Origin of the sequence: Actinomyces gaoshouyii (assembly GCF_002076915.1) — a bacterium.
GTDB classification, from domain to species: domain Bacteria; phylum Actinomycetota; class Actinomycetes; order Actinomycetales; family Actinomycetaceae; genus Actinomyces; species Actinomyces gaoshouyii.
On the sequence record NZ_CP020468.1, the window covers coordinates 1,700,717 to 1,715,062 of the forward strand.

General features: G+C 72.5%; 12 protein-coding genes. 1 reads left to right on the top strand and 11 read right to left on the bottom strand.

What is annotated here, in order from left to right:
- Position 1: 1 nt before the first annotated feature.
- The 11 genes from tsaD to glmS all read right to left on the bottom strand — a co-directional run bounded on the left by tsaD (position 2) and on the right by glmS (position 13,236).
- Positions 2-1,054: a tRNA (adenosine(37)-N6)-threonylcarbamoyltransferase complex transferase subunit TsaD gene (tsaD, locus tag B6G06_RS06985; protein ID WP_081171704.1), complete on the bottom strand. Its 1,053-nt coding sequence runs from the start codon at positions 1,052-1,054 to the stop codon at positions 2-4.
- Positions 1,055-1,267: 213 nt separating this feature from the next.
- Positions 1,268-2,038 carry a succinate dehydrogenase/fumarate reductase iron-sulfur subunit gene (locus tag B6G06_RS06990; protein ID WP_073451411.1) on the bottom strand — a complete coding sequence of 257 codons (771 nt, stop codon included), beginning with the start codon at positions 2,036-2,038 and terminating at the stop codon, positions 1,268-1,270.
- Complete coding sequence (locus B6G06_RS06995) at positions 2,035-4,068, bottom strand: fumarate reductase/succinate dehydrogenase flavoprotein subunit (protein ID WP_081171706.1); 2,034 nt, start codon at positions 4,066-4,068, stop codon at positions 2,035-2,037. Before B6G06_RS06995 ends, B6G06_RS06990 begins: the two co-directional genes overlap by 4 nt.
- A gap of 5 nt (positions 4,069-4,073) precedes the next feature.
- Entirely contained in the window at positions 4,074-4,799 is a 726-nt protein-coding gene (locus tag B6G06_RS07000) for a succinate dehydrogenase cytochrome b subunit (protein ID WP_205635486.1), read from the bottom strand.
- Between the two features lie 312 nt (positions 4,800-5,111).
- Entirely contained in the window at positions 5,112-5,732 is a 621-nt protein-coding gene (locus tag B6G06_RS07005; protein ID WP_240494036.1) for a GNAT family N-acetyltransferase, read from the bottom strand.
- Between the two features lie 14 nt (positions 5,733-5,746).
- Positions 5,747-6,493 carry a tRNA (adenosine(37)-N6)-threonylcarbamoyltransferase complex dimerization subunit type 1 TsaB gene (gene tsaB / locus B6G06_RS07010; RefSeq protein WP_080461911.1) on the bottom strand — a complete coding sequence of 249 codons (747 nt, stop codon included), beginning with the start codon at positions 6,491-6,493 and terminating at the stop codon, positions 5,747-5,749.
- A 24-nt stretch (positions 6,494-6,517) separates the two neighbouring features.
- Positions 6,518-7,507, bottom strand: a complete 990-nt coding sequence (locus tag B6G06_RS07015; RefSeq protein ID WP_081171710.1) for a hypothetical protein — start codon at positions 7,505-7,507, stop codon at positions 6,518-6,520.
- The gene (gene tsaE / locus B6G06_RS07020) at positions 7,507-8,106 is read right to left on the bottom strand and encodes a tRNA (adenosine(37)-N6)-threonylcarbamoyltransferase complex ATPase subunit type 1 TsaE (protein ID WP_080461913.1); all 600 of its coding nucleotides are present in this window, start codon (positions 8,104-8,106) and stop codon (positions 7,507-7,509) included. The genes B6G06_RS07015 and tsaE overlap by 1 nt, the downstream gene beginning before the upstream one ends.
- Before the next feature lie 29 nt (positions 8,107-8,135).
- Complete coding sequence (alr, locus tag B6G06_RS07025; RefSeq protein WP_081171712.1) at positions 8,136-9,479, bottom strand: alanine racemase; 1,344 nt, start codon at positions 9,477-9,479, stop codon at positions 8,136-8,138.
- A 101-nt stretch (positions 9,480-9,580) separates the two neighbouring features.
- Positions 9,581-11,290, bottom strand: a complete 1,710-nt coding sequence (locus tag B6G06_RS07030; RefSeq protein ID WP_081172269.1) for a bifunctional ADP-dependent NAD(P)H-hydrate dehydratase/NAD(P)H-hydrate epimerase — start codon at positions 11,288-11,290, stop codon at positions 9,581-9,583.
- 20 nt (positions 11,291-11,310) lie between these two features.
- Positions 11,311-13,236 carry a glutamine--fructose-6-phosphate transaminase (isomerizing) gene (gene glmS, locus B6G06_RS07035; RefSeq protein WP_081171714.1) on the bottom strand — a complete coding sequence of 642 codons (1,926 nt, stop codon included), beginning with the start codon at positions 13,234-13,236 and terminating at the stop codon, positions 11,311-11,313.
- A gap of 103 nt (positions 13,237-13,339) precedes the next feature.
- On the opposite strand from glmS, the gene coaA reads away from it, so the two are divergent.
- On the top strand, positions 13,340-14,335 hold the full coding sequence (coaA, locus tag B6G06_RS07040) for a type I pantothenate kinase (protein WP_205635448.1): 996 nt from the start codon (positions 13,340-13,342) through the stop codon (positions 14,333-14,335).
- The last annotated feature ends 11 nt before the right edge of the window (positions 14,336-14,346 follow it).

The window sequence follows — 14,346 nt, forward strand, 5'->3', positions numbered from 1 at the left end:
GTCAGCGGCTGCGAGCGACGATAGTGTCGAGGGGCATGCCGGAGTCGGGCGCGAAGTCCAGGGGTGAGGGCTCGACTCCGGCGCGCATCGCGGCCGCCCCCAGGGCGGCGATCTGGGCGCCGTTGTCCGTGCAGTAGCGCAGCGGCGGGATGCGCAGGGCGATGCCCGCCGCCTCGCAGCGCTCGGCCGCGAGTTCCCGCAGCCGCGAGTTCGCGGAGAACCCTCCGCCGATGACGAGGGTCCCACAACCGGTGTCGAGGCAGGCGGCCACGGCCTTGGCGGTCAGTGAGTCGTTGATGGCCTCGGAGAAGGCGGCGCAGATGTCATCCACCGGCACCTCCCGCCCGCCGTCCTCCAGGGACTCCACGTAGCGGGCCACGGCCGTCTTGAGGCCGGAGAAGGAGAAGTCGTAGCGGTGGCGCTCGCGGTCCTTCGCGGCGGCCAGCCCCCTGGGGAAGCGGATCGCCTCGCGGTCGCCGGCCCGGGAGCGGCGATCCACATGCGGCCCGCCGGGGTAGGGCAGCCCGAGGAGGCGGCCGACCTTGTCGAAGGCCTCTCCCGCGGCGTCGTCGAGGGTGCCGCCGAGCTCGACGACATCGGTGGCGATATCGCGGATGCTCAGGATGCTCGAGTGCCCGCCGGAGACGATGAGCCCGATGAAGCGGTCGGGCAGGGGCCCGTCGACGAGCTCGTCGACGGCGAGGTGGCCGATGACGTGGTTGACGCCGTAGACGGGCTTGCCCAGGGACGCTGCCAGGGCCTTGGCCGCGGAGATGCCCACGGTGAGCGAGCCGATGAGGCCGGGGCCCGCGCACACGGCGATGGCGTCGATCTCCTCCAGGCCCACTCCGGCCCGCTCCAGGGCGGCGTCGAGGGTGGGGACGAAGGCCTCCAGGTGGGCGCGGGAGGCGATCTCTGGGATGATCCCGCCGAAGCGGGCGTACTCATCCATGGATGTGGCGGTGACATCGCCGAGCAGCTCGCGGCCGCGGACGAGGGCCACGCCGGTCTCATCGCAGGTGGACTCGATGCCGAGGATCAAGGGGGCGCTCACGGCGCTCAGCCTAGCCCCTGCCCGGCGGGCGCCCGCACCGCGCCATCGCCCCGCGCGGGCACCGCCGGGCCGTCGTCATGGCGATGCGGGGCGCGGTTCTCGAAAGCGCCGCCGAGTCTCCTCGAACGGGCGCTGCGAGAACCGCGCCCCGCTGGTCAGCGCGGGCTCCAGTGCGCCTCCGGGCGTCAGCGAGCCCGCGGGCCTCAGCGCTGCCTAGTGAGCCTTCTGCCCCTTCCACAGCGCGTGGCCGAGGTCGCGGTTGAGCCGTGAGATGACCTCGATCGGCACGGACTTGGGGCACACGGCGGCGCACTCGCCGATGTTCGTGCAGCCGCCGAAGCCCTCGGCGTCGTGCTGGTTGAGCATGGAGACCACGCGGGCGAGGCGCTCGGGCTGACCCTGCGGGAGCAGGCCCAAGTGGGAGATCTTCGCGCCGGTGAACAGCATGGCGGAGGCATTCGGGCAGGCGGCGACGCAGGCGCCGCAGCCGATGCAGGCCGCGGCCTCGAAGGCGGCGTCGGCCTTCTCCTTCTGGACCGGCACGGAGTGGGCCTCGGGGGCGCCTCCGGTGTTGACCGAGATGTAGCCGCCGGCCTGGACGATGCGGTCGAGGGCGGAGCGATCCACCATGAGGTCCTTGAGGATCGGGAAGCCCGTCGAGCGCCAGGGCTCGATGGTGATCGTGGAGCCGTCCTTGAAGGAGGGGTCCTCGGCGAGGTGGCGCATGTGCAGCTGGCAGGTGGTGGAGCGGATGGGCCCGTGGGCCTGCCCGTTGATGACGACGCCGCACTGGCCGCAGATGCCCTCACGGCAGTCGGAGTCGAAGGCGACGGGGTCCTTGCCCTCGGCGAAAAGCTGCTCGTTGAGCAGGTCGAGGACCTCGAGGAAGCTCATGTGCTCCTCGACGCCGGTCATCGAGTACTCCTCGAAGTGGCCCTTGGCGCTCGCGTTCTTCTGGCGCCAGATCTTCAGCTTGATGTTCACTTGTAACTCCGCTGCTTGAGCTCGATGTCCTTGTAGATGAGGTCCTCCTTGTGGAGGATCGGGGGCTGGTTCTCGCCGCCCCACTCCCATGCGGCGACGTAGAGGAACTCGTCGTCATGGCGCAGCGCCTCGCCCTCGGGGGTCTGGGACTCGGCCCGGAAGTGCCCGCCGCAGGACTCCCGGCGGTGGAGGGCATCGATGCACATGAGCTCGGCGAGCTCGAAGAAGTCGAGCAGGCGCCCTGCCTTCTCCAAGGCCTGGTTGACCTCCATGGCCTCGCCGGTGACGCGGCCGTCCCTCCAGAACTCCTCCTTGAGGGCGCGGATCTGCTTGATGGCCTCGCGCAGTCCGGCGTCGCGGCGCTCCATGCCGCAGTACTCCCACATGATGCGGCCCAGGGCCATGTGGAAGTCGTCCACGCTGCGGGTGCCGCGCAGGGCCATGAGGCGGTTGATGCGGTCCTCGACGGCGGCCTTGGCCTCGGCGATCTCGGGGGCGCTCGGGTCGACCTTGCCCAGGCGAAGCATGTCGGCCAGGTAGTCGTTCATGGTGTCGGGCAGGACGAAGTAGCCATCGGCCAGGCCCTGCATGAGGGCCGAGGCGCCCAGGCGGTTGGCCCCGTGGTCGGAGAAGTTGGCCTCCCCGCCGACATAGAGGCCCGGGATGTTGGACTCCAGGTCGTAGTCGACCCACAGCCCGCCCATCGTGTAGTGGACGGCGGGGTAGATGCGCATCGGGACCTCATAGGGGTCGTCGCCGGTGATGCGCTGGTACATCTCGAACAGGTTGCCGTAGCGGGCGGAGACGGCGTCCTTGCCCAGGCGGCCGATGGCCTCGGAGAAGTCGAGGTAGACGCCCCGGCGCATCATGCGCTCGGTGCCGTCAGCGGCCTTCTCCTTGATGGCGGGGCCGACGCCGCGGCCCTCGTCGCACATGTTCTTGGCCTGGCGCGAGGCGATGTCGCGGGGCACGAGGTTGCCGAAGGCCGGGTAGATGCGCTCGAGGTAGTAGTCGCGGTCCTCCTCGGGGATCTGGCGCGGGTCCTTGTCGCAGTCCTCGGCGCGCTTGGGCACCCAGATGCGCCCGTCGTTGCGCAGCGATTCGCTCATGAGGGTGAGCTTGGACTGGAAGTCGCCGGACTGCGGGATGCAGGTCGGGTGGATCTGCGTGTAGCAGGGGTTGGCGAAGTAGGCGCCCTTGCGGTGCGCGCGCCAGATGGCGGTGGCGTTGCAGCCCATGGCGTTGGTGGACAGGAAGAAGACGTTCCCGTACCCGCCGGTGGCCAGTACGACGGCGTCGGCCAGGTGAGTGGAGATCTCGCCGGTGACCATGTCGCGAGCGACGATGCCGCGGGCCCGGCCGTCCACGATGATGAGCTCGACCATCTCGTGGCGGCGGAACTCCTTGACCGTCCCGGCGTGCACCTGGCGCTCCAGGGCCTGGTAGGCGCCGATGAGGAGCTGCTGGCCGGTCTGGCCGCGGGCGTAGAAGGTGCGGGAGACCTGGACGCCGCCGAAGGAGCGGTTGTCGAGCAGGCCGCCGTACTCGCGGGCGAAGGGGACGCCCTGGGCGACGCACTGGTCGATGATGTTGGCGCTGACCTCGGCGAGCCGGTAGACGTTGTCCTCGCGGGCGCGGTAGTCGCCGCCCTTGACGGTGTCGTAGAAGAGCCGGTAGACAGAGTCGCCGTCGTTGCGGTAGTTCTTCGCGGCGTTGATGCCGCCCTGGGCCGCGATGGAGTGCGCGCGGCGGGCGGAGTCCTGGTAGAAGAAGACCTGGACGTTGTAGCCCTGCTCGCCGAGCGAGGCCGCCGCCGCGCCACCGGCCAGACCGGAGCCGACGACGATGATGTCGAGCTTGCGGCGGTTGGCGGGGTTGACGAGCTTGGCGTTGAACTTGCGCTGCTCCCAGCGCTGCGCGATCGGGACGTCGTGCGGGGCCTTGGTGTCGGCGATGCTGTCGCCCTCGTAGTAGAGGCCGTCGACGAGCGGCGCCGTCGGGGTGGGGGTCGATGCGGTGGTGTTGCTCATGTCTTTCACTTACCCATCCAGTTGATGCCCGCGTTCGCGGCCTCGACGGCGTACGTCGCGGCGTCCATGGGCTCAGGGGTCAGGCCCAGGAGGATCGCCGTGGGCACGCACATGAAGGCGAAGAAGAGCCCGAAGGCGACGATGAACGCGATGAGGCGGACGAAGGGGATGACGCTGCCGCGGATCGCCCCGAGGGTCTGCAGGGCGGACCACACGCCGTGCCACACGTGCAGGCACAGGGCGACCAGCGCCACCGCGTAGATCAGCCAGACCCACCACAGCTGGAAGCCGTAGTACATGTTCATGTAGGCGCGGCCGTGCTCGTAGCGTCCACCGGGCGTCAGGTGAAGGGTGGTGAACTGCAGGATGTGCCAGATGATGAACAGCAGGAGGATGACGCCGCCCCAGCGCATGGTGCGCATGGCGTAGCGGGAGGCGAAGTACTCCGCGTTGGACTTCTTCACCGCGTAGGGGTCGTTGCCTCGGGCCTTGACGTTGCGGTGCCACAGGTGGAAGGCGCTTCCAGCGTGAGCCAGGAGGCAGAGAGCCAGAACGGCACGGAAGATCCACAGGAACCCGCCGAAGGGGAGGATCGGGACGAGCAGCTCGCGCAGGAAGTACGCGTAGTGATCGTAGGCGATCTCACCCTCGAAGTAGTGGGTGTTGCCGTAGGCGTGGAACAGGACGAAGAGCAGGAACACGATGCCCGAGATCGCCATCATGCGCTTCATGAAGACGGTCGTCGTCAACGCGCTCCGCTTCTTGGAGGGAACAGTCGCTTTGGTCACGTGATGAGCCTACGGATCTGCCGGGGCGGATGTTCGGGACCCTTGGACCCAGAACGTCAGATCATCCGCCCGACCGCGTGTTTCCAGGCGAAACTCAGGACGATTCGTCGCCATGGGGCCCCGATCGCCCCGGCGGAGGGGACCCGATCAACGCCGGAGGCGCTCGGCATTTCGTCACGCCCGCATAAAGGAAATAGTGATGGAAATCCTACCCGACGGCGGCCCTGGGCGACACAGGAGGACGATTCGAGCCGGTCAGACCGCTTCCGAACCCACGGGGCCGATGCCCGCGGTGCGGTCAGCGCCGCCGGTGGTCTGATGACCGGGCCCGCCGAGCGCCAGGCGCATGACGACGGCGTCCTCGGTGGGGGCGGAGTAGTAGCGGCGGCGCCGACCGGCCGGCGTGAAGCCCCGCGAGAGGTAGAGCGCCTGGGCGGCGTCGTTGGAGGCGCGGGCCTCGAGCAGGACGGCGCCGCAGCCGGCGCCCCGCGCCCGGTCGATCAGGTAGTCGAGCATGGCCCGGGCCAGGCCGAGGCGCCGGGCGCGCGCCGCCGTGGCGATGGTGAGCAGGTCGGCGTCACCCCGGCCGTCCCCGATCCAGAGCCCCGCGTAACCCAGGATCGCGCCCGAGCCGTCGACGCCATCGGCGCCATCCGCGCCTTCAGCCCGATCAGCGGCGTCCTCCACGACGATGTAGTGGCGGTCGGCCCCCTGGCCCTGACTGGCGGCGAGCTCGGCGCTCAGCAGCGCCGGGCTCCAGGCCTCGCCCCCGAAGAGCTCGGCCTCGAGGGCGGCGACGGCGTCGAGGTCGCCGGCGCGCATCTCGCGCAAGCGCGCACCGGTGGGCGTGAGGCGCTCCACGGATCCGGAGAGCATCTGGGCGCGCGGGCTCAGCCCGCGAGGGCGCGCTTGCGGCCGGTCGGCACCTGGGCGTCTGCCAGGCGCAGGTAGAGGGGCTCCGTGGCGAGCTCCTCCCCCCGGGCGAGGCGGGCCAGCGCGATGCGGGCCTGCGCCCGGGCGCTGCCGGAGGCCGGGGCGAGCACGGGGCGGCCGTCGGCGATCTCGGGGTAGAGGACGCAACCCGAGCCGGCGGGAACGGCGGCGGGGCCGAGCTCGGCCAGGCGCTCGGCGGCGGCCAGCGGGGTGGTGACCGCGGGAGCCGTGAGGGGCTCGACGTCGTCGGCGCCCCGGGCGCGGTAGGCCGCGCAATAGACCTCCTTGCGGCGCGCGTCCGTGGCCACGAGGACGGTCGCGGCATCGGCCGCCTCGCACCCGTTCTCGGCGGCGATCTCGTCGAGGGCCTGGCGGGCGACGGCGTCGAGGCTCGGGACTCCGCGCGCGGGGATGGAGCGGGCGCGGGCAAGGGCGCGGGCGGTGACGAGGCCGGCGCGCAGGCCGGTGAAGGGCGCGGGGCCGGTGGCGACGACGACGGCGTCGAGCGGGGCGCCGTCATCGGGGGCCGCGAGGGCGGCGGCGAGCATCGGCCCGAGCGACTCGGCGTGACGCCGGGAGTCCTCCTGCGCCTGGGCCGACAGGATCCTCAGGGCGCGCGGGGCGCCGTCGGCGGGGGCGCCGGGATCCGCGTCGCACAGGAGGAGCTGGGTTCCGAGGGATGAGTCGATGGAGAGGATGCGCACAGGGCGAGCCTATCCCCGCGCCCGTCAGGGCTGCTCGGGCGTCCTGGCCATCTCGGGCGTCTTGGTGGTCTCCGGGGCGCCGTCGTGCTGCTTGGCGGGGGCCCGGTCCGGGCGGACGGGTTCGGCCGCCCTCCACGACCTGGTCCTGGCAGGAGGCCTGGCGGGGGAGAGGATCCGTCGCTCCCGGCGCACGGTGATGATGATGAGGAGCAGGCCGATGACCACGGCGGCGGCCACCTGCGCCTGCTGGTCCGGACTGAGCGAGGAGTCCTCGGCCTTGCCGATGACCGGGGCGGGGGACGTCGTCTGGGAGCGCTGGAGGATGGCCGCGGAGTAGTCGCGCAGGGAGATGGGGCCGGCGAGCACCGCCTGGGCGCCGTGGGAGGCCGCCCGGACCCGACCGCCCGAGACCAGGTACCAGTCGGTGGAGTGCCCGAGGACGATGATCGCGCCCTGGGCGTCCGAGGGGAGCGCCTGGGAGGCGGCGTCGGCGATGGTCCGGGCAGAGGCGGCCTCCACGAGCGCGGCGGCGAGAAGACCGTCCTCGATGGCGGTCCCCTGGGCCGTGGAGGCGGTGACGATGACGGCGATGGCGCCGACGGGGTCGCCGTCGACCAGGACGGGCGCGGCCCAGAGGGCGGCGGCCGGCAGCGGGGCCTCCGGCGCGCTGCCGTCGAGGAAGCCGGTGGACCAGCGGTGGGCCTGGACGGGCTCGCCCAGTGCCGCCCGGCCGTCGGCCGCAGCGAAGCTGGAGGCCAGGGATGGCCCTTGAGCCCGGAGCCAGGCGCGCGCAATGCCATCGTCCCCGGGGGCGGGGTCTGCGGCGGCGTGCGGGTCCAGGACCGTTGAGAGGGACGAGGAGGAGGTGGGGGCCACGGGTGCCGTCGGGCGCACGGGCGGTGCGGGTGATGCGGCGGCCCTGGGGACGATGAGGAGGCGCGAGGCGGCGAGCGGCGCGAGGGCGATGAGCACCGAGAGCGCTGAGAGCGCCAGGAGGCGGAGGACCCCGCGCATCAGCCGACCAGCGCGCCGAGGTCCACGTCGGCCCAGCGCCGCCCGCGGGCCTGAATCGTGATGGCGCGGCACCCGTCGTCGACGCCGTCGAGGTCGAGGACCGGATGGGCTGCGGGATCGACGGGACTGGCGGCGGGATGAGCGGGCGCGCCATGGCCATCATCGGCCGCGCCCCCCGGAGCGGGGAGGCCTCCATGGGGGCGGTCGACGGAGATCTCGAGGCGGTCCTCGGCGAGGCCCTCGACCTTGTCCCGCCCCCACTCGACGAGGGTGACCGAGCGCTCCATGGAGGAGTCGAGGTCGAGGGCATCGACCTCCTCGAGACTGGACAGCCGGTAGGCGTCGACGTGGATGAGGTCCGGGCCGTCCCCGAGGGCGGGGTGGGCGCGGGCGATGATGAAGGTGGGCGAGGAGAGGCGGCCGCGCACATCCATGGCGGCGCCGATCCCCTGGGCGAGGGTGGTCTTGCCCGCGCCGAGCCCGCCGGTGAGGAGCACGAGGTCACCGGCTCGGAGCAGGGCCGCGAGGCGCGCACCGAGGGCGCGGGTGGCCTCCGCATCGGCCGTGCTCACCACGATCTGGCGCGGGCTGTCTGACATTGCGGGTCCTCTCAGCTGGAAATGGCGGATCAGACTCTATCCTCCCAGTCAACTCCCAGATAGATTCGGGGCACGCGCGCGCCGAGACGGGTGACGATCTCATAGTTGATGGTGCCGCATACGGCGGCCCACTCGTCCACCGTCGGGATGCCCGCCGGATCAGCGCCATCGCCCCACAGGACGGCGGTGTCACCGGCCCGGGCCGGGGGTTCGCCCCCGGCGGTGTCACCGGCCCGGGCCGCGGGCCCGAGGTCGATGACCACCTGGTCCATGCACACGCGGCCCACGATCCTGGTGCGGATCGGGGGCGGGACGGCGGCGTCGGCACTGACTGATGAGCCGACCGGGGAGGGGATCACCGTGACGGGGGCGCCGGAGGCCGCGCGCGGGATGCCGTCGGCGTAGCCGAGGGGGACCAGGCCGACCCAGCGGCTGGTGGGAGCGGTCCAAGTACCACCGTAGGAGACCGCTTGACCTGCGGGGATGCGCTTGACGAGCGCCAGGGGGGCTTCCAGGCGCATGGTGGGGCGCAGCCCGAGCTCGGCGCTGGTGGCGACGGCCGGGTCGGGTGAGAGCCCGTAGAGCCCGATGCCCGCGCGCACGAGGTCGAGGCGCGCGTCGGGGTGCCAGAGCAGCCCGCCAGTGGCCGCGAGATGGCGGACGACCGGCGCGAGCCCAACCGCGGTGACGCCGGCGTCGGCGGCTCGGAAGCGGGCCAGGTGGTCCTCGGTGGAACCGGAGTCGGGCTCATCGGCGCGCGAGAGGTGGGACCACAGGCCGACGACGACGAGGCTCCCGGCGCGCTCGGCCCCGACGAGGGCGGAGGCCAGCGCGGGGAGCTCGCCGTCGGTCGTGCCGGCGCGGGACATGCCGGTATCGACCTTGAGGTGGACGCGGGCGGCGCGCCCCTCGGCATCGGCGGCGGCCGCGATGGCGCGGGCCTGGTCGGGGGTGGACACGGAGAGGTCGAGGTCTGCGGCGATCGCTGCGCGCAGGGGGGAGCCCGGGGCTGCGGCGTCCTCGGGGGTGAGGACGGGGGCGAGCCAGGTGAGGATGCGCGGCGCATCCGGCGTCGGCAGTGAGCGGAGAGCAGGGGCGGGGCGCGCGATGCCCGTGGCGTCGAGGAGGGAGCGCAGGTGGAGGGCCTCGGCGAGCTGAGCGACGCCGAGCCAGGTGGCGCCGGCGCCGAGGCAGGCGCGCGCGACGGGCTCCAGGCCGTGCCCATAGGCATCGGCTTTGACGACAGCCATCCAGGCAGTGCCGGCGGCCCGGGCGAGGACGGCGGCGTTGTGGGCGATGGCGCCGAGGTCGATGACGGCCCGGGAGGTGGTGGCCGGGATCGGCGGTGCAGTGGAAGGTGTTGTCGCGCTCACGCCGCGATTCTCCCACTGACCCGCCCCCGCCCCCTCCTTCTCCCTTTCATCGAGACCGGTCGAAATTAGGAGCGAGACCGGTCCGCGGACCGGTCTCGCTCCTAATTTCGACCGGTCTCGGCGAGAGAGGCGGGCTGGTCGTGCGGGAGCGCCTGGGCGCGGAGGCGCTGGCGGGCGCAAGGGAGGTGATCGGCGACGTCGAGTGCCGCAATGGGGCGGCCCTCGTGCCCCCACCCCAGCGCCTGCCCGCTGGCCAGGCGGCCGGCGTCGGCATGGAGGCGCACGGACGCGGCGGCCGCGAGCGCGACCGCGTCCTCCAGGAGCAGGCCCGCCGCACCGATGCTGAGCTCACCGCGCTGGTGGCCCTCAGCGCGCTCGCGATCGGCGCGCACGGCCGCGAGCACCGCCCCGAGGGCACCCGCGAGGACGTCCCCACTGCCCGCAGTCGCCAACCAGCCCGGCCCGGCGTCGAGCGAGAGCACAGGCCCGCCACCGGGGCTCGCGATGAGCGCGGGCACGGCTTTGAGGATCACCGTTGCCCCGGTCGCCCCGGCGAGCCCGCGCGCGGCCGAAGCGGGGGCGGCCTCGACCTCTTCGCGCGTCGCCGGCAGCCCGAGGCCGCTGAGGAGAGCAGCGGCCTCGCCCGCATGAGGCGTGAGGACATGCTCTGGGCCGCAGATGAGCCCCTCGCCGAGAAGGTCGGGCAGGAGTGGGAGCGCCCCGGCGTCGATCACCGCCCACTGGCCCTCGCCGCTCCCCCGGCGCAGCGCGGCGCGCAAGGCGCCGCGCAGTTCCTCGGCCCGGGGCTGATCGGCGGGATAAGTGCCGGGACCGACGACGATCGCCTGGCACCGCCCAATCGCCGGGACCGCCTCGGGGCGGGAGGCGAGGACGAGGTCGACGGCACGCCGGGGCGCCTGGATCCGGGCCATGCCGACCCCTGCTCGGATGGCGCCGCTGACGGCGAGGACCGCGGCCCCGGGATAGGCCTCACTGCCCGCATGGAGGCCGACGACGCCGCGCGTGTACTTGTGGTCGGTGGCGCCGGGGGCGCGCAGGAGCGCTGCGAGCAGCGCCGGATCGGGAACCGAGGCGAGAGGCTCGCTCCCAGTCGGCACCGGCAATCCGAGATCGACGACGTCCACGCGCCCGCTCAGGGGTGCCGCGGGCGGCAGGAGGTGGGCGCCGCGCGGGCAGGTGAAGGTGACGGTGCGATCGGCGGCGAGCACAGGCCCCGGCAGGGAGCCGTCGTCCACGCCGACGCCGGACGGGACGTCGACGGCGAGGACGCGGAACGCCCGTTCCCCAGGCGCGCCCGCGGCGATGAGGGGCGCGATGAGCGCGGCGGCGCGCGGGCGCAGGGGCCCGCTGGCGCCGATGCCGGTCAGTCCGTCGATGATGAGATCGGCCGCGGCGCCGACGGGTGAGGGGGCGGGAGCGTCCGCGACCGCGACCCCGGCGGCGCGGGCCTCGCTCAGCGCCGCCCCATGCGGGTGGTCGGTGGCCGGCCGGGCCTCCACGCGGGCGCCACGGCGGGCGAGGAGGGCCCCGGCGAGGAGGGCGTCGCCTCCGTTGCGCCCACCGCCAACCAGGACGAGGACTCGGCTGCCGGCGACCGAGCCGCGCAACTCGCGCAGCTCGGCGAGGCAGGCGCCGGCGACGGCGCGGGCGGCCCGCCGCATGTACTGGTCGGTGCCTGCGGTCAGCGGCGCCTCGGCCCGGGCGATGGCCCGGGCCGGGTAGGCGGCGCGGCGGGCGAGCGTAGGGGTCGCTGCACACTCGGCGGCTTCGAGGACGCGGGCGTCGCTCATGACGGTGGGCATCCGCCCCCTCACTCCACGGTGACGGACTTGGCCAGGTTCCTGGGCTGGTCGATGTCCAGTCCCTTGGCGCCCGCGAGCGCGGCGGCGAAGATCTGCAGCGGGACGACGGTGAGCAGCGGCGCCATGAGGGTGGGAGCGGCGGGGATGCGGATGATGTGCTCGGCGAAGGCGTCAACGGCGTCGTCCCCCTCCTCGGCCACCACGATGGTGCGCGCGCCGCGAGCGCGGATCTCCTGGACGTTGGACAGGACCTTGTCGTGCAGGATGGGGCGGCGGGGGGTGGGCACGATGACGAAGACCGGCAGCCCCTCCTCCACGAGCGCGATGGGCCCGTGCTTGAGCTCTCCCGCCGCGAAGCCCTCGGCATGGACGTAGGCGAGCTCCTTGAGCTTGAGCGCGCCCTCGAGTGCCACCGGGAATCCCACGTGGCGGCCCAGGAACAGGAAGGAGGAGCGATCCGCGAGCTCGGCGCCCAGCGCCCGCACGACGCTCTGCTGCTCATCGAGGATCCACTGGACCTTATCGGGCATCTCGCCGAGCTTGGCGAGGTAGTCGGCAACCTCCTCGGGCCACTTGTTGCCGCGCAGCTGGGCGAGGTAGAGGCCCAGCAGGTAGCAGGCGGTGATCTGGGCGAGGAAGGCCTTGGTCGAGGCGACGGCGACCTCCGGGCCGGCGTGCGTGTAGAGCACGGCGTCAGCCTCGCGGGCAATGGTCGAGCCGTAGGCGTTGACGATGGCCAGGACCTTGCTGCCCTGCTCGCGGGCGTGGCGGACGGCCTGGATGGTGTCCATGGTCTCCCCGGACTGGGAGATCGCCACGGTGAGGGTCTTCTCGCTCACGACGGCGTCGCGGTAGCGGAACTCGTGGGCGAGCTCGATCTCCACCGGCACGCGGCACCAGTGCTCGATGGCGTACTTCGCGACGTGCCCGGCGTAGGCGGCGGTGCCGCAGGCGATGACGATGATCTTGTCGACGCTGCGCAGGACGGCGGGGTCGATGCGCATCTCGTCGAGCTGGATCTCGCCGCGCTCGTCGACGCGCCCGCGCAGGGTGTCGGCGACGGCGGCGGGCTGATCGTGGATCTCCTTGTCCATGAAGGTCTCGTAGCCGCCCTTGACGGCCGCTGAGGCATCCCAGGAGACCTCCCAACCCTTGGGCTCCACGATGCAGCCGTCCTTGTCCCACACGGTGACCGAGTCGGGGCGCAGGAGGAGGATCTGGTCATCGCCGACCTCGGCGGCGCGGGAGGTGAAGGCCACGAAGGCGGCGACGTCGGAGCCCAGGAAGTTCTCGCCGTCGCCCAGGCCGATGACCAGCGGGCTGGAGCGGCGGGCGGCGACGATCGCCTCGGGCGCCAGGGAGGTGACGGCCAGGAGCGCGAAGGCGCCCTCGAGGCGCTCGGTGACAGCGCGCATGGACTCCACGAGAACCTGCGCGGGATCGGCCGAGGGATCGGCGGCGGTCGCCTCGGCCAGGCGGGCGGTGAAGTCCATGTCGAGGATGTGGGCGGCGATCTCGGTGTCCGTGTCGGACAGGAGCGCGCGGCCCGCCTCCTCGACCTCGGCGCGCAGGGCGCGGAAGTTCTCGATGATGCCGTTGTGGACGACGGCGATACTGCCAGCGCGGTGCGGGTGGGCGTTCTCCGTCGTCGGCCCGCCATGGGTGGCCCAGCGGGTGTGGCCGATGCCGGCGGTGGCCGGAGCCGGCGGCTCGGCCGCGATGGCGGCGCGGAGGTTCTCGAGCTTGCCCGCCGCCTTGGCGACCTGCAGCCCTGACGGGCCGACGAGGGCGACGCCGGCGGAGTCGTAGCCGCGGTACTCCAGGCGGCCCAGGCCGTCGAGGAGGACGCAGAGGGTGCGCCCCTCAACCTCGGGGGTCGCGGCGGAGGAGATGACGGGGGCGAGGGGGCGGACATGCCCGACGATTCCACACATGGGGCGATCGAATCATGAGTGGAGGGCTCAGGAAAGCGCCATCCGCCGGGTCTTCTGTGATTCGCGGCAATCGACTGCGCGGACCTGCGCGTGATCTTGACGCATGCGTCAGACTTGGGCAGTGACCTCCTCGCACTCCCCCTACATCGAGTTGTCGCGCGAGCAGTGGCGGGCCCTGGCCTCCTCCACTCCCCTGCCCCTGGCGCAGGATGACGTCGTCAAGCTCCGCGGCCTGGGAGATCCCACGGACCTCACGGAGGTCGACGCCGTCTACCGCCCCCTGACCGCGATCCTCCAGGACTACATCCTCACCTCCCGGGAGCGAGCGCGCCGCACCGCCGGGTTCCTGGGCGTTGATACCCGCCCCACGCCCTTCGTCATCGCAGTGGCCGGATCGGTCGCGGTCGGCAAGTCGACGACGGCCCGCCTCATCGCCCACCTCCTGGCCCGCTTCCCGGGCACCCCTCGCGTGGACCTGGTGACCACCGATGGGTTCCTCCTGAGCAACGCCGAGCTGGAGGCGCGCGGGCTCATGTCGCGCAAGGGCTTCCCCGAGTCCTACGACCGGCGCGCGCTCGTGGAGTTCGTGGCCGCGGTGAAATCCGGGGCGCCCCGCGTCCAGGCCCCCGTCTACTCCCACAAGGTCTACGACATCGTCCCCGGTCGCAGCGTCGTCGTCGAGAGGCCCGACGTCCTGGTCCTGGAGGGGCTCAACGTGCTCCAGCCCGCCCCGAGGGGGCGCGCGGCCGCGGAGCACCCCGATGAGCCGGGAGGCCACCCGATGGCCTCCGTTCTGGCGGTGTCGGACTTCATCGACTTCTCGATCTACGTCGACGCCGATCCTGCCGATATCCGCCGCTGGTACCTGGAGCGCTTCCTCACTCTCAAGCGCACCGCCTTCAATGACCCGGACTCCTACTTCCAGCGCTTCGCGTCGATCCCCGACGACATCGCCCTGACGGCGGCCAGTGGGATCTGGGAGTCGGTCAACCTGGTGAATCTGCGTGAGAACATCGCCCCCACCCGCGGGCGGGCGACCCTCGTGCTGGTCAAGGGATCCGATCACCACATGCGCCGCGTGCTGCTGCGCAAGGCCTGAGTCCCCAGGAC